Raw genomic sequence first — 14,410 nt, forward strand, 5'->3', positions numbered from 1 at the left:
CCGAGCGGCGGGGTGTCAGCCCCCGGCCTGCTCCGGCTCCACCACCGTGTGGTGGCGCCCGATCGGGATGACCATGGGGCGCCCGGTCAGCGGATCGGGGACGACTCGGCTGTCGAGGCCGAAAACCTCGCGCACGATGTCTTCGGTCAAGACCTCGCCCGGGTCGCCCGCGGCGATGACGCGGCCGCCGGCCATCGCGACGAGGTGGTCGGCGTACCGGGCGGCCAGGTTCAGGTCGTGCAGCACCATCGCGACGGTCGTGCCGCGCTGGCGATTGAGGTCGGTCAGCAGGTCGAGCACGTCGATCTGGTGGCTGATGTCGAGGAACGTCGTGGGCTCGTCGAGGAGGAGGACGTCCGTCTCCTGCGCGAGCGCCATCGCAATCCACACGCGCTGGCGCTGGCCGCCGCTGAGCTCGTCGACGTGGCGGTCGGCGAGATGCGCGGTGTCGGTGGCCTCCAGGGCGCGTGCGACGGCGTCGTCGTCGGCCCGCGTCCACCGGGCGAGTGCTCCCTGGTGCGGATGCCGCCCCCGGCTGACGAGGTCGGACACGGCGATGCCGTCGGGGGCGACGGGCGACTGGGGGAGCAGGCCCAGGACACGCGCGACCTGCTTCGTCGGCATCCGGTGGATGGCCTTGCCGTCCAGGAGCACCTGACCGGTCGTCGGTGCGAGGAGACGCGCCATGGACTTCAGCAGCGTGGACTTGCCGCACGCGTTCGCGCCGACGATCGTCGTCACGCGTCCCGGGGGGAGCTGCAGATCGAGTGTCTCCACGATGACGCGGTCGCCGTAGCCGAGGGTGACTCCTTCGGCGCTGAGAGTGCGCTCGATGGTCATAGCGTGGTTCCTCCGGATCGACTGCTGCGGACGAGCAGGTAGATGAGATAGGGCGCACCGAGCACGCCGGTGATGACGCCGACGGGAAGCCGCGTGCCGAACGCGTACTGCGCGCAGAAGTCGGCGACGAGGACGAGAAGGGCTCCGACGAGTCCCGCGGGCAGGACGGGGGAGCCGACCGGGCCCAGGATCCGCACGGCGATGGGGCCGGCCAGGAACGACACGAACGCGATGGGACCCGCCGCGGCGGTTCCGAACGCGAGGAGGCCCACAGCCGCGACGATGAGCAGAAGGCGGCTGCGTTCGACGGGCAGGCCGAGGGCGGCCGCGGTGTCGTCGCCCATCCGTAGGATCTCCAGGCGGCGGGCGAGAACGAGGAGCACCGGGCCGAGCACCACGACCGCGCACACGACGGGCAGGGCGCGGTCCCACGTCGCATCGTTGAGATTGCCGGTGATCCAGCGCATCGCGGCGGGGAGGTCGTACTCGGCGGCCCGCGCGATCACGTACGACACGACGGCCTGGCACATCGCGGCGACCCCGATGCCGACGAGGATCAGCCGCGCGCCCGATCCGCCCTCGCGGTAGGCGAGGAGGTAGATCGCGAGCGCGGCGGCGAGGGCGGCGGCCATCGCGAGGAACGACACCGCGGTCTCGCCCAGGCCCAGCACGACGATGCCGATGACGGCGGCGGCGCTGGCTCCGGTGTTGATCCCGATGACGTCGGGGCTCGCGAGCGCGTTGCGCAGCATCGTCTGGAAGACCACGCCGCCCATGCCGAAGCACAGGCCGGTGAACAGTGCCGTGGTGGCGCGGGGGAGGCGCAGTTCGCCCACCGTGAACGACGCACCCGGGACGCGTTGGCCGGTGAGGACGCCCCAGACCTCGGCGGGGGAGTAGTTCGTCTGGCCCAACATCAGCGACAGGGCGAACGCGACGACGACGAGGACCGCCAGGACAGCGGTGACGGTCACCCAGCGCCGGCGGCGGCGGTGCCGACCGGCGGTGACGGATGCCAGGACGGGCGAGGTCGTGATCGCGCTCACAGTGCCCGCATCCTCTGTTGGCGTACGAGCGCGATGAAGAAGGGGGCACCCACGAGGGCCGTGACGATGCCGACCTCGATTTCCTCGGGGCGGGCCACGACGCGGCCGATGACGTCGGCGAGCGTGAGGAGAACGGCCCCACCGAGAGCGGAGACGGGCAGGAGCCACCGGTGGTCCACCCCGACGACGAGCCGGATCATGTGCGGGACGATGAGGCCCACGAAGCCGATGGGACCGGCGACCGCGGTCGCGGCGCCGCAGAGGATCACGGCGCCGGCCGATGACGCGAGGCGGGCGGTACGCACTCGGGCCCCCAGGCCCGTGGCGAGTTCGTCGCCGAGAGCCAGGGTGTTGAGCGCGGAGGCGCTCGCGAGACAGATCACGAGCCCGACGAGGAGGAAGGGCGCCACCTGGAGGATCGTCTCGGGGGTTGCACCGCCCACGCCGCCGATCTGCCAGAACCGGAACTCGTTCATGACGTTGACGCGCGGCAGCAGGATCGCGCTCGTGAGGGAGCTGAAGGCGACCGCGGTGACGGCGCCGGCGAGCGCGAGCCGCAGCGGCGTCGCGCCGCCGCGACCGAGCCAGCCGACGGCGTAGACCAGGACCGCGGCCGCCCCGGCTCCGATCATGCCGACCCAGATGTACGACGTGGCCGAGCTGAGACCGAGGAAGGCGATGCCGACGACGATCGCGAGCCCGGCGCCGCCGTTGATGCCGAGGATCTGCGGATCGGCGAGCGGGTTGCGCGTCGCCCCCTGCAGCACGGCGCCGGAGACGGCGAGCGCCGCGCCGACGAGGATGGCCAGCACCGTCCGCGGTACCCGCTTGGCCACCGCGGCCGCGGAGGCCGTGTCGGTGGAGCCGGTGAGTCCGTTCCACACGTCCGCGGGGGATACATCGCGTGCGCCGAAGGTGACGGACAGCACGGCGGCGGCGATGAGCACGAGAACGAGGGCCGCCACCCCCACGACCCGTCGCCGCCCCCAGCGACGCGGGCGGGCGTCACCGGGGGCGGTCGAGGTCGGAGCGAGAACGGTCATCGCGCCGACGGGTGGGCGATCTGCATCAGGACGAGGCCTTCTCGGCTGCTGCTCCGACGAGACCGATGTACTCGTCGCCGTAGCTCGTGCCGATGTTCAGCGGCGTCGGGGTGATGGCGGACGAGAGCGTCGAGCCGCTCTCGATGACGGCGATCGCGCCCTTGGCCACCGCGGGGATCTTCGACAGGAGCGGGTCGGCCTGCATGGCGCTGATCATGCCGTCGGCGCCGTACGCGACCATCATCTCGACGTCGGTGAAGTTCTCGATCTGCTCGGTGCTGGGCGTGAACCAGAAGGTCTCGGAAGCCGCCGACTGCGAGGCGACGTACGACGACGGGGCGAGCCCGAGCTCCTCCAGGTATCCCATGCGGGGGTCGAGCGTGTTGTAGAAACCGAGGGTCGACAGGTTCGTCGGGTCGAAGTAGGTCAGGAGCGACTTCTTGCCCGCGAGGGCGGGGTACTTCGCCGCTTCGTCAGCGATGTGCTGCTCCTTGTCGGACACGAGCTTCTCCGCCTCGTCCTTCAGTCCGAGGGCCGTGCCGTCGAGCACGGTCATGTCCTGCCAGGTGGTGCCCCAGGCGACGCTCTGGTAGGTCACGACCGGCGCGATCTTGCTCAGGGTGTCGTACTGCTCCTGGGTCATGCCCGAGTAGGCGGCGAGGATGACATCGGGCTGCGCGTCGGCGATCGCCTCGTAGTCGTAGCCGTTCGTCTCGTCCATGAGCGTGGGGGTCTCGGCCCCGAGCTCGGCGAGCTTGTCCTTGGTCCAGGGCAGGAGGCCGTCGCCGTCTTCGTCGCCGTAGGTCACCTTCGGCATGGCGACCGGGACGATGCCGAGTGCCAGCGCGACGTCCTGGTTGCCCCAGTCCACCGTGACGACGCGCTCGGGCTTGGCGTCGATCGTGGTCTCACCGAAGACGTTCCCGATCGTGAGGGGGAATGCCCCGTCCGCCGTCGTGGAGGCCTCCGAGGCGCCGGGAGCGGCGGAGGTGCCGGCGCAGCCGGTGAGGACGAGGGCCGTGGCGGCGGCGAGAGCAGCCAGCGCGCGGTATCGGGACACAGAGGACCTCCTGCGGGTTAGGTAAGGATAGGCTTAGTTTAGATCACGCCCCGTCGGCGACCGCAAACCGGGATGCCATCACCTGGGCCGGAACCTCTCGACGGCGAGGTAATCGCCCGGCGACGTATACTGGGTGGCTGGCCACCTCGGCCGCCCCTCCCTCTCCTTCAACGAACGGACGTCTGCTGTGCTCGCCGTGCACGATCTCGAGATCCGCGTCGGCGCGCGCGTGCTGATGTCGGAGGTGTCGTTCCGCGTCTCGGACGGCGACAAGATCGGACTCGTCGGCCGCAACGGCGCGGGCAAGACCACGTTGACGAAGGTCCTCGCCGGCGATCTGCTGCCCTCGGCGGGTGGCGTCGACCGCATCGGCGAGCTGGGCTACCTGCCGCAGGATCCGCGCTCCGGTGATCCCGAGATGCTCGCGCGTACGCGCATCCTCGACGCCCGCGGCCTCGGCACGCTCGCCCTCGGGATGCAGGAGGCGTCGCTTGCGATGGCCAGCGACGACCCCGCCGTCGCCGCGAAGGCGATGAAGAAGTACGGCAACCTCACCGAGCAATTCGAGGCCCAGGGCGGATATGCGGCGGAGGCCGAGGCGGCATCCATCGCCCACAACCTCTCTCTCCCCGACCGGATCCTCGACCAACCACTCAAGACGCTCTCGGGCGGTCAGCGCCGTCGCATCGAGCTGGCTCGCATCCTGTTCTCGGACGCCCAGACGATGATCCTCGACGAGCCCACCAACCACCTCGACGCCGACAGCGTCGTGTGGCTGCGCGAGTTCCTCAAGGGGTACAAGGGCGGACTCATCGTCATCTCGCACGATGTCGAGCTCGTGGGCGAAACGGTGAACCGCGTGTTCTACCTCGATGCGAACCGCCAGGTCATCGACGTCTACAACATGAACTGGAAGAACTACCTGCGCCAGCGCGTGGCCGACGAGGAGCGCCGCAAGAAGGAGCGCGCCAACGTCGAGAAGAAGGCCACGGCGCTGCAGCAGCAGGCCGCCCGGTTCGGGGCGAAGGCCTCCAAGGCCGCGGCCGCGCACCAGATGGTCGCGCGCGCCGAGAAGATGCTGTCGGGTCTGGATGACGTGCGTCAGGACGAGCGCGTCGCGAAGCTCCGGTTCCCCAAGCCGGCGCCGTGCGGCAAGACCCCGCTCATGGCATCCGGTCTCTCGAAGTCGTACGGCTCGCTCGAGATCTTCACCGACGTCGACCTCGCGATCGACCGCGGCTCGCGCGTCGTCATCCTGGGTCTGAACGGTGCGGGCAAGACGACGCTCCTGCGCATCCTCGCCGGTGTCGACAAGCCGGATACCGGGCAGCTCGAGCCCGGACACGGACTGAAGATCGGCTACTACGCCCAGGAGCACGAGAACCTCGACGTCAACCGGTCGGTTCTCGACAACATGATGTCGGCCGCCCCCGACATCACGGCCACCGAAGCGCGCAAGGTCCTCGGATCGTTCCTCTTCGTCGGCGACGACGTGCTCAAGCCCGCCGGGGTGCTCTCCGGTGGCGAGAAGACGCGTCTGTCGCTCGCGACGCTCGTGGTGTCGTCGGCCAACATGCTGCTGCTGGATGAGCCGACGAACAACCTCGACCCCGCCTCCCGCGAAGAGATCCTCGGCGCCCTCGCCCACTACGAGGGCGCGGTCGTGCTCGTGTCGCACGACGAAGGGGCTGTCGAGGCGCTGAACCCCGAGCGCGTGTTGATTCTGCCGGATGGCGTCGAAGACATCTGGGGCCGCGACTACGCGGACCTCGTGACGCTGGCGTAGCTCCTCCGCTCACCGGATCGGATGCCGCTGCCGCGGCGTCCCGGCACGGTCAGCGCGCCACGGTCACCGCGCGCCGACGGGGGTGCCCCGGCACGGTCAGCGCGCGTCGAGCAGGGCGTCTTCGTCGTCCGCGTCGCGATCCTTCGGACGCTTGCGGGAGCGGTGGAGAGCGACGGGGTCGACCCGGCGACGCTCCGTCGAGGCCTTCTCGGGTTCCGGCGTCGGCACGAGGTCGTCCTCGTCCTCCTCCGCCTCCTCCTCGCGACGGAGCTTCCGTTCGCTGACGATCACATACGTGATGAAGCCGAAGCCCATCACGGCGAACAGGATCCACTGCACCGCGTACGACAGGTAGGGGCCGGGGTCGTTGCTCGGCGGGTCGACGGGAGAGGGTGCGGTGGCCGGCGCCGGGGACTCCGACATGAGCAGCCCGTAGGCGCCCTGCTCGATCGGCCCCGTCTGCTCGGCGACGAGACCGAGGTTGATCGTCGGTACCTGCCCGGGCTCGGCGGTGCGCCCCGAGGTCGGTGCGGCTTCCTCGGGCCGCAGTCGCACCTCGACGGTGACCGTGCCCGACGGGGGCGCCGGGATCTCGTCCGGATCCGCTTGACGATTCCCGGGCGGGAGCCAGCCGCGATCGACGAGGAACGTCCGCCCGTCGTCGAGACGGAACGGGACGAGCTGCTCGAAGGCGGCCGACCCTCCGTGCGCACGGTTGCGGACGAGCAGCTGCTCGTCCGAGAGGTACTGACCCTGCATGCGTACGGGACGCCACTCGTCGGCCGGGTTCATTCGCGCGCCCGGAGCGAGCAGCTCGGCGAGGGGGACGGGCGCGGCGTCGTAGTTGTCGGTGACGAGCTGCAGCTGTTCGCTGCGCTCGGCGTTGCGGGAGAACTGCCAGTTCGACAGGAACCCGCAGGCGATCGCGAAGACGATCGCGATACCGACGTACATGGTCCAACGCGCGGCCGTGGGCATCTCTCGCGCGCTCATGACCCGTCTCCGCTGCGAGCGCTCCCGGGGTGCACGGCCGTCGAACGCGCACGAACGGACTGCCGTGCGCCGCGCGCGCTCACTTCGACAGACCCGGCCACGTCATCCAGGGTACGTCGGTCGGAGCAGCCCCGTGCTCATGCGCGTCCGCTGGCCAGGGCGGCGACCTCGACGGGGAAATCGCGTGCCCTCAGGAACTCCCGCAGGTAACCCACGTGCTCTGGGCACGCGACCCAGGTCTTGCGTCGCTCCGCGGTGTGGATGCGGGGATTGCGCCAGTGGATCGCCCACTCCGCCTGCGCGCGGCAGCCGGCTCGGGAGCAGTGGACGGTGTCGCCGGTCACGACCGCTCGTCGCGCGGCTGCTCGAGACGGGGGGTCTCGGCGATACGGATGACGGTCGGAGCCTCAGCGGCGGGGGCGGGGGGAGCGGACGCGGCCGTCTCGATCATGCGCTCGGGGTTCACGGCGTCGGGCACCTCGGCATCCTGCCCGACGTTCGCGACGATCACGGCCAGATACGGGAGGAAGATGGCCCCGGCCGCGAAGACGAACGTGTACCACCCGTAGGGGGTCACGACCGCCATCGCCACGAAGCACGCGATGCGGATCCCCATCATCACCATGTACTTGGTGAAACGGGATCCGGCGTCGTCCCGCGGAGCCTGCGGGAGCGACGTCGCTGATTGGGCACGAGACGATGTCTTCACGGTGAACCCAGGGTACGCCCGTCCCGCCCGGGCGGGATCCGTTTAGGCGCCGTATCGAGATGACTGGCTCGCCGCGATTCCGATGCTCACGAGCAGTCCGATCACGAACAGCACGATGGCGCCGATGCCGACCCAGCCCACGATGGTGCCGGCGAGCGCCATTCCGCGTCCCTTCTCGCCGGTTCGCTTGATCTGCCCGAGCGAGATGTGTCCCGTGACCACCGCCGCGATCGGTCCGATGACCGGCAGGATCCAGAGGAATCCCGCGATGGACGCGACGAGCGAGATGATCGAGAGCACGTTGGTGCGCACGGTCGAGTAGGCGGATGCCGCGTACTGCGCGGCACCGTATTGTTCGGCGCCGTACGGAGCCGCGCCGTATGTCGGCGCGGCGGGGTTCTGGCCGTAGGCGGGAGCGCCGTACGGCGGCGCGGGGGGCGCGTCATAGCGGGGCACCGGCGGCGCGTCGTACGCGGGAGCAGCCGGCGCAGCGGCGGGAGCGTCGGAACCAGGACCCGCGGGTGCGCTGTAGGCGGGCGGGGCATACGCCGGCGCGTCCGGGACGGGCGGGACGGGCGGGACCGGAGGGGCAGCGTGCGAGCCGTCGGGTGCGCCGGGCGTCGTCGGCGTGTCGTGCCCGTCGGGCGATGCGGGAGTCTGGTTGTCGCTCACAAGGAGTCCCTTTCGTCGTGCTCGCCCCCAGGCTTCCAGCGGGCATCGGCCGTGTCAAACGCCGACACCCCCGAGGGACGCGGGCTCCTGGCTAGGCTGGGCCGGTTCCGTCCCTCGCACCGCAGGAGTCTCATATGTCGCAGGACCGCATCGTCGTCGTTACCGGAGGCAATCGGGGCATCGGTCGCGCCATCGCCGAGCGTTTCGTCGCCGAGGGGTGGCGGGTCGCGGTCACCGCCCGTTCGGGCGAAGGTCCGGAGGGCGCGCTCACGGTTCGCGCGGACGTCACGGATGCCGCGGCAGTGGATGCCGCCTTCAGCCAGATCGAGGCCGAGCTCGGCCCGATCGGTGTCGTGGTGGCCAACGCGGGCATCACCAAGGACACCCTGCTGCTGCGCATGAGCGAGGACGACTTCGACAGCGTCGTCTCCACGAACCTCGGCGGGGCGTTCCGCGTGGTCAAGCGCGCCTCGAAGGGGATGTTGAAGGCACGGTGGGGCCGCGTCATCCTCATCTCGAGCGTCGTCGGTCTGTACGGGTCGGCGGGCCAGATCAACTACTCGGCGTCCAAGAGCGCTCTCGTCGGCTTCGCCCGATCGCTCACGCGCGAGCTCGGCGGACGGGGGATCACCGCGAACGTCGTGGCGCCCGGTTTCATCGAGACCGACATGACCGCGGAACTCCCCGCGGACACCCAGGCGGAGTACAAGAAGAACATCCCCGCGGGCCGCTTCGCCTCGGCCGACGAAGTCGCGGGAGTCGTCACCTGGCTCGCCGGCGACGACGCCGCCTACATCTCGGGGGCTGTCATCCCGGTCGACGGTGGCCTCGGCATGGGCCACTGAAAGAACCTGCCTCCCGTAGCGCCGGCGCGGCGTCTGCGCCGGTCGAGGAGATCCCGGGCTCAGCGCACCGCGCCCCGCAGGTTCGCCGCGAACGTCTCGGGTTGTGAGAACTGCGGCCAGTGCCCCGAGCCGAGCGTGATGACCTCCGTGTCGCGGATTGCGGAGAACTCGTCGGCCCACGCACCCCACTCCGCCAGCGCGTGCGCGAGGGTCGTGGCATCCAGCTGCCCGGAGAGCACGGTGACGGGAACGTCGTAGCGACGGTCGTCCGACAGCGGCAGCGGGTCGGTGGGGACGGCGCCCGGCACGTCGACGGCGCGCTCGGCGACACGCTGTCGCGTCTCGTCGTCGAGATCGGCGATGTCGGGCTCATCGAAGAAGTCCCACCCCGGGAACGGCACCACACCGTCGCGGATGGGGAACTCCGAGATCATCGCCCCGGGGGGCGGTGGCATCGTGTCCACGAACACGACGCGACGGACGCGGTCGGGTCGGGCATCGGCGGCTCCCCAGACGACGTTGCCGCCGCCGGAGTGACCGACGAGCACGACCGGATCCGCCGCGCCATCGATCTCGGCGACGACCGCCTCGACCCAATCGCCGATGCGGGCATCGGGGTCAGCCGGGAGGGTGAGCGGGTGCACGGTGTGCCCCGCCTCGGTGAGCGCCGGTGTCACGGCATCCCACGACGATGCATCGAGCCACAGGCCCGGAACCAGAATCACGTCCATGGCGAGACCCTACGCGCGGCTTCCGACATCGCGGGAGGGCGGAGCGGATGCTAGCGCGGCAGCAGCGGAACGACCTCGGCCAGGTCGACGCGACCGATCACGAGGTCGGCGTTCGCGCGGACCGCGGGCTTGGCGTTGAAGGCGAGGCCGAGTCCGGCTGCCTCCATCATGCGCAGGTCGTTGGCGCCGTCGCCGATCGCGAACGTCAGGGCCATCGGCACGCCCTGGTCGGACGCCCACTCGCGCAGGGTGTCGGCCTTTGCCGTGGCATCCACGATCGGTCCGTCGACCTCGCCCGTGAGCGCCCCGTCGGCGACGGCGAGCCGATTGGCGCGCCACACGTCGACGCCGAGGTCGGGCGCGACGGTATCGAGCACTTCGTGGAACCCGCCAGAGACCACGCCGACGAGGCCGCCGCGCGCGTGGACCGTGTCGATGAGCTCGCGGACTCCGGGAGTCGGTTCGATGCGCGCGATGGCGCGGGCGAACGCCTCGACCGGCACTCCGGCGAGCGCCGCGACCCGCGTCCGCAGGCTCGTGGCGAAGTCCACCTCGCCGCGCATCGCCGCCTCGGTCGCGGCGGCCACCTCGGCGCCGCGGCCCGCTTCGTCGGCGAGCAATTCGATCACCTCGTTGCGGATGAGGGTGGAATCGGCATCCAGGACGACGAGGAAACGGACGGGCTCGGGCACGGCCTCGACCCTAGCGCGTCACGTGGCGACGCACTCGGCAGGGGCGGCAGCGGCGCGCGTAAGCTCAAAAAGTCCGTGCCCGCAGCCGAAAGGACCACACCATGGCCGACGTCGAAAGCTTTACGCTCGATCACACCGCCGTTCTCGCCCCCTACATCCGCCTCATCGGCACCGAATCGGGTCCGCACGGCGATGTCATCTCGAACTTCGACGTGCGCCTGGTGCAGCCCAACGAGGGCGAGATCCCCACCGCCGGCATCCACACGATCGAGCACCTGCTCGCGAGCCTCCTGCGCGACCGCATCGGCGGCGTCATCGACATCTCGCCGTTCGGCTGCCGCACCGGCTTCCACCTGATCATGTGGGGCGAGCCAGACCTGGGGGACGTCGTCACGGCCGTCACCGACTCGCTGCGCGCGATCGCCGAGGACGTCGAGTGGGAGGACGTGCCGGGAGTCGACGCGTTCAGCTGCGGCAACTACCGCGACCACAGCCTTCACACGGCGCGCGAGTGGTCGAAGCTCGTGCTGTCCCAGGGCATCAGCCGCGACGCTTTCGCCCGCGTCGGGGTCTGATGTTCGCCGAGCTCCGCGGCCGAGTGATCCTCGTCACCGGAGGAGCGAACGGCATCGGCGACGGCGTCGCCGCCGCGTTCGCTGAGGAGGGGGCGGTCGTCGTCCGCGCGGACACCGCCTACCCCTCCGGTGCCCTTCAGCGAACGGCCGAAGGCGCCCGTGTCGCGCTCGACGTGACCGATGAAGCCGCCGTCGAACGCGTCGTGGCCGAGGTCGAGGGCGAGCTCGGACCGATCGAGGTGCTCGTCCACGCGGCGGGCACGTCGACGATGGCTTTCGGGGTCGACACGACCGAGGCCGAGTGGGATCTGAACCTCGACGTCAACGCGAAGGGATCGTTTCTCGTCGCGAAGCACGTCGCGCGGGGTCTTCGTCGCGCCGAGCGTCCGGGCAGCATCGTCCTCATCGCGTCGCAGGCGGCGAAGAACGGGTATCGCGGCATGTCCGCGTACGTCGCGTCGAAGCACGCCGTGCTCGGGCTCACCAAGACTCTCGCGACCGAGCTCGCGCGGGAGCAGATCCGCGTCAACGCCATCTGCCCCGGCATCATCGAGACGCGCATGAAGCAGCGGGAGCGTCGCGAGGGAGCCGAACTTCGCGGCCTGACGGTGGCGGACATCGAGGCGGAGGACCGCTCCCAGGTTCCGCTCGGTCGCACGGGAACGCCGCAGGACGTCGCGGGGGCGGCGCTCTTCCTCGCGAGCGACCTCTCGTCGTACATGACCGGGCAGGGCATCAACGTCACCGGTGGCATGACGATGCACTGACGGCCTACGGATGCCAGAAGGGGCGGTGACCGCACTGGTCACCGCCCCTTTCGGCATCCGGGTCTGGCCGGCATCCGGGCTCAGGCGTCGACGCGGACGTCCTTCCCGACCACGGTGATACCCGTCTCGGTGACGGTGAAGCCCCGCGCGAGGTCGCGTTCACGGTCGACGCCAATCGTCGCTCCGGGAGCGAGGGTCACGTTCTTGTCGAGGATCGCGCGGTGGATGCGGGCACCCGCACCGACCTGCACGCCGTCGAACAGGACCGAGTCGGTGATCGTCGAGCCGCCGCCGGCGAGCGCCCACGGACCCACGACGCTGCGCTCGAGGTGCGTGCCCGAGAGCACCGATCCGAGCGAGACGATCGAGTCGATCGCGTTGCCGATGCGCCCGACCGAGTCGCGGACGAACTTCGCCGGGGGAGCGTTGAAGGTCTGCGAGAAGATCGGCCAGTCGGTGTTGTAGAGGTTGAAGATGGGGAGGGTCGAGATCAGGTCCATGTGCGCGTCGTAGAACGACTCGATCGTGCCCACGTCCCGCCAGTACGACCGGTCGCGCGGGGTCGACCCGGGCACGTCGTTGCGCTGGAAGTCGTAGACCGCAGCCTCTCCGCGATTGACGAAGTACGGCACGATGTCGCCGCCCATGTCGTGGGCGGAGGTCGGCAGTTCACCGTCGTGCGCGACGGCCTCGACGAGCGCGTCCGCGTCGAAGATGTAGTTGCCCATCGACGCGAGCACCTCGTGCGGAGCGTCGGCGAGCCCGGTGGGGTTCTGCGGCTTCTCGAGGAACGCGCGGATCATCGTGGGACCGCTGGGGTCGGTGTCGATGACGCCGAACTGGTTCGCCAGCGAGATCGGCTGACGGATGCCGGCGACGGTGGCCCGCGCGTCCGAGGCGATGTGCGCGTCGAGCATCTGCGCGAAGTCCATGCGGTAGACGTGATCGGCGCCGATCACGACGACGATGTCGGGCTTCTCGTCGCGGATGAGGTTCATCGACTGCAGGATCGCGTCGGCCGATCCGGAGAACCACCGCTTGCCCAGTCGCTGCTGTGCGGGGACGGATGCCACGTACGAGCCGAGCATCGGCGACATGCGCCACGTCTGCGAGATGTGGCGATCGAGGCTGTGCGACTTGTACTGGGTCAGCACGACGAGCTGACGCAGTCCCGAATTGATGAGATTCGAGATCGCGAAGTCGATCAGGCGGTACTGACCCCCGAACGGCACGGCGGGTTTGGCGCGGTCGGCCGTCAAGGGCATGAGTCGTTTGCCCTCGCCGCCGGCGAGGATGATTCCGAAGACCTTCGGCGCTGCAGGCATGGCACAACACTAGGGGTCGAGTGCGATCGCGGGAACCGGCACGCGGCGGGGGTTGCGCTGCGCTACGGTTCGTCTCATGCGCGTCGATGTCGTCACCAAGGAGTACCCGCCGGAGATCTACGGGGGAGCGGGTGTCCACGCGACCGAGCTGGTCCGTGCGCTCCGCGCGGAGGGCACCGAAGTGCAGGTGCGGGCCTTCGGGGCGCCGCGCGACGAGGCCGACACGACGTCGTACGCCGTGCCGAGCGAACTGGCATCCGCCAACGGGGCGATCCAGACGCTGGGCACCGATCTCGAGATCGTGTCCGACGTCGCCGGCGCCGATGTCGTGCACTCTCACACCTGGTACGCGAACTTCGCCGGACACCTCGCCTCGTTGCTGCACGGCATCCCTCACGTGGTGACCGCACACAGCCTCGAGCCGCTGCGCCCCTGGAAGGCCGAGCAGCTCGGGGGCGGCTACGCCGTGTCCAGCTACATCGAGAAGACTGCCTACGAGGGGGCCGCGGCCGTCGTCGCGGTGAGCGAGGGGATGCGCGCCGACATCCTGCGCAGTTACCCGACGCTCGACCCCGACAAGGTGCGGGTCATCTACAACGGCATCGACACCGAGGCGTGGCATCCGGTGACGGACGACGCATTCCTCGCCTCGGTCGGCATCGATCCCTCGCGGCCCTCGGTGGTGTTCGTCGGGCGCATCACGCGTCAGAAGGGGCTGCCGTACCTGCTCCGCGCGGCCGAGCAGCTGCCCCCCGACGTGCAGCTGGTGCTCTGCGCCGGCGCGCCCGACACCCCGCAGATCCTCGCCGAGGTCGAGGAGCTGGTCCGCGGACTCCAGGCCACGCGTGAGGGCGTGGTGTGGATCGACCGACTGCTGCCGCGCCACGAGCTGTGCGCGATCCTGACCTCCGCGACGACGTTCGTGTGCCCCTCGGTGTACGAGCCGCTCGGCATCGTCAACCTCGAGGCCATGGCGTGCGGCGCGGCCGTCGTCGGTACCGCGACGGGCGGCATCCCCGAGGTCGTCGTCGACGGCGTCACCGGACGTCTCGTGCCCATCGAGCAGGTGCAGGACGGCACCGGCACGCCCGTCGATCCCGAGCGCTTCGTCGACGACCTCGCCCGGGTGCTCACCGAAGTGGTGACGGATGCCACGCGAGCGGCGGAGTACGGCGAGGCCGGGCGTCGCCGCGCGATCGAGGACTTCAGCTGGGCCGCGATCGCCCAGACGACAGCGGCGCTGTACGCCGAGGTCGCGGGTCGGTAAACCTCGCGCCGAGGGGTGCGCTGGTGCCGGGCATCGGCGTCTCCGGCCGTTAGGCTGGA

The 14,410-nt window shown here is 70.2% G+C and carries 16 protein-coding genes; 5 read left to right on the forward strand and 11 right to left on the reverse strand.

Annotated features, from left to right (window positions below):
- Positions 1 to 15: 15 nt before the first annotated feature.
- Genes ABC271_RS07925 through ABC271_RS07940 form a run of 4 tightly spaced genes read right to left on the reverse strand, consistent with a single transcriptional unit; the run spans position 16 to position 3,989 of the window.
- Positions 16 to 840, reverse strand: a complete 825-nt coding sequence (locus ABC271_RS07925; protein WP_412924349.1) for an ABC transporter ATP-binding protein — start codon at positions 838 to 840, stop codon at positions 16 to 18.
- Complete coding sequence (locus ABC271_RS07930) at positions 837 to 1,886, reverse strand: FecCD family ABC transporter permease (protein WP_412924350.1); 1,050 nt, start codon at positions 1,884 to 1,886, stop codon at positions 837 to 839. The genes ABC271_RS07925 and ABC271_RS07930 overlap by 4 nt, the downstream gene beginning before the upstream one ends.
- Positions 1,883 to 2,929 carry a FecCD family ABC transporter permease gene (locus ABC271_RS07935; RefSeq protein ID WP_412924351.1) on the reverse strand — a complete coding sequence of 349 codons (1,047 nt, stop codon included), beginning with the start codon at positions 2,927 to 2,929 and terminating at the stop codon, positions 1,883 to 1,885. The genes ABC271_RS07930 and ABC271_RS07935 overlap by 4 nt, the downstream gene beginning before the upstream one ends.
- A 25-nt stretch (positions 2,930 to 2,954) precedes the next feature.
- Positions 2,955 to 3,989, reverse strand: a complete 1,035-nt coding sequence (locus ABC271_RS07940) for an iron-siderophore ABC transporter substrate-binding protein (protein ID WP_412924352.1) — start codon at positions 3,987 to 3,989, stop codon at positions 2,955 to 2,957.
- A 187-nt stretch (positions 3,990 to 4,176) separates the two neighbouring features.
- On the opposite strand from ABC271_RS07940, the gene ABC271_RS07945 reads away from it, so the two are divergent.
- Positions 4,177 to 5,775 (forward strand): ABC-F family ATP-binding cassette domain-containing protein, encoded by a 1,599-nt coding sequence (locus ABC271_RS07945; RefSeq protein ID WP_412926120.1) that lies wholly within the window; start codon positions 4,177 to 4,179, stop codon positions 5,773 to 5,775.
- A gap of 96 nt (positions 5,776 to 5,871) precedes the next feature.
- On the opposite strand, the gene ABC271_RS07950 is transcribed toward ABC271_RS07945, so the two are convergent.
- The 4 genes from ABC271_RS07950 to ABC271_RS07965 form a co-directional block, all read right to left on the reverse strand.
- The gene (locus ABC271_RS07950) at positions 5,872 to 6,768 is read right to left on the reverse strand and encodes an SURF1 family cytochrome oxidase biogenesis protein (protein WP_412924353.1); all 897 of its coding nucleotides are present in this window, start codon (positions 6,766 to 6,768) and stop codon (positions 5,872 to 5,874) included.
- Between the two features lie 137 nt (positions 6,769 to 6,905).
- Positions 6,906 to 7,112 carry a hypothetical protein gene (locus tag ABC271_RS07955; protein ID WP_412924354.1) on the reverse strand — a complete coding sequence of 69 codons (207 nt, stop codon included), beginning with the start codon at positions 7,110 to 7,112 and terminating at the stop codon, positions 6,906 to 6,908.
- Positions 7,109 to 7,477, reverse strand: a complete 369-nt coding sequence (locus ABC271_RS07960) for a DUF3099 domain-containing protein (protein WP_412924355.1) — start codon at positions 7,475 to 7,477, stop codon at positions 7,109 to 7,111. Before ABC271_RS07960 ends, ABC271_RS07955 begins: the two co-directional genes overlap by 4 nt.
- A gap of 42 nt (positions 7,478 to 7,519) precedes the next feature.
- Positions 7,520 to 8,149: a DUF4190 domain-containing protein gene (locus ABC271_RS07965; RefSeq protein ID WP_412924356.1), complete on the reverse strand. Its 630-nt coding sequence runs from the start codon at positions 8,147 to 8,149 to the stop codon at positions 7,520 to 7,522.
- 134 nt (positions 8,150 to 8,283) lie between these two features.
- Here ABC271_RS07965 and fabG point away from each other — a divergent pair, with 134 nt between their 5' ends.
- Positions 8,284 to 8,994, forward strand: coding sequence for a 3-oxoacyl-ACP reductase FabG (gene fabG, locus ABC271_RS07970; RefSeq protein ID WP_412924357.1), 711 nt, complete (start codon positions 8,284 to 8,286; stop codon positions 8,992 to 8,994).
- Positions 8,995 to 9,053: 59 nt separating this feature from the next.
- On the opposite strand, the gene ABC271_RS07975 is transcribed toward fabG, so the two are convergent.
- Both ABC271_RS07975 and serB read right to left on the reverse strand, forming a co-directional pair.
- On the reverse strand, positions 9,054 to 9,725 hold the full coding sequence (locus ABC271_RS07975; protein WP_412924358.1) for an alpha/beta fold hydrolase: 672 nt from the start codon (positions 9,723 to 9,725) through the stop codon (positions 9,054 to 9,056).
- Between the two features lie 50 nt (positions 9,726 to 9,775).
- Positions 9,776 to 10,417: a phosphoserine phosphatase SerB gene (gene serB / locus ABC271_RS07980; protein WP_412924359.1), complete on the reverse strand. Its 642-nt coding sequence runs from the start codon at positions 10,415 to 10,417 to the stop codon at positions 9,776 to 9,778.
- Positions 10,418 to 10,518: 101 nt separating this feature from the next.
- Here serB and ABC271_RS07985 point away from each other — a divergent pair, with 101 nt between their 5' ends.
- Both ABC271_RS07985 and ABC271_RS07990 read left to right on the forward strand, forming a co-directional pair.
- Positions 10,519 to 10,992, forward strand: coding sequence for an S-ribosylhomocysteine lyase (locus ABC271_RS07985; RefSeq protein ID WP_412924360.1), 474 nt, complete (start codon positions 10,519 to 10,521; stop codon positions 10,990 to 10,992).
- Positions 10,992 to 11,759 (forward strand): SDR family NAD(P)-dependent oxidoreductase, encoded by a 768-nt coding sequence (locus ABC271_RS07990; protein WP_412924361.1) that lies wholly within the window; start codon positions 10,992 to 10,994, stop codon positions 11,757 to 11,759. The genes ABC271_RS07985 and ABC271_RS07990 overlap by 1 nt, the downstream gene beginning before the upstream one ends.
- Before the next feature lie 80 nt (positions 11,760 to 11,839).
- Here the strand turns inward: ABC271_RS07990 and glgC are convergent, their stop codons facing one another.
- Complete coding sequence (gene glgC / locus ABC271_RS07995) at positions 11,840 to 13,084, reverse strand: glucose-1-phosphate adenylyltransferase (RefSeq protein WP_412924362.1); 1,245 nt, start codon at positions 13,082 to 13,084, stop codon at positions 11,840 to 11,842.
- 76 nt (positions 13,085 to 13,160) lie between these two features.
- Between glgC and glgA the strand changes: the two genes are divergently transcribed.
- Positions 13,161 to 14,351, forward strand: a complete 1,191-nt coding sequence (gene glgA, locus ABC271_RS08000; RefSeq protein ID WP_412924363.1) for a glycogen synthase — start codon at positions 13,161 to 13,163, stop codon at positions 14,349 to 14,351.
- The last annotated feature ends 59 nt before the right edge of the window (positions 14,352 to 14,410 follow it).

Source organism: Microbacterium canaveralium (assembly GCF_047238045.1).
Taxonomy (GTDB): domain Bacteria; phylum Actinomycetota; class Actinomycetes; order Actinomycetales; family Microbacteriaceae; genus Microbacterium.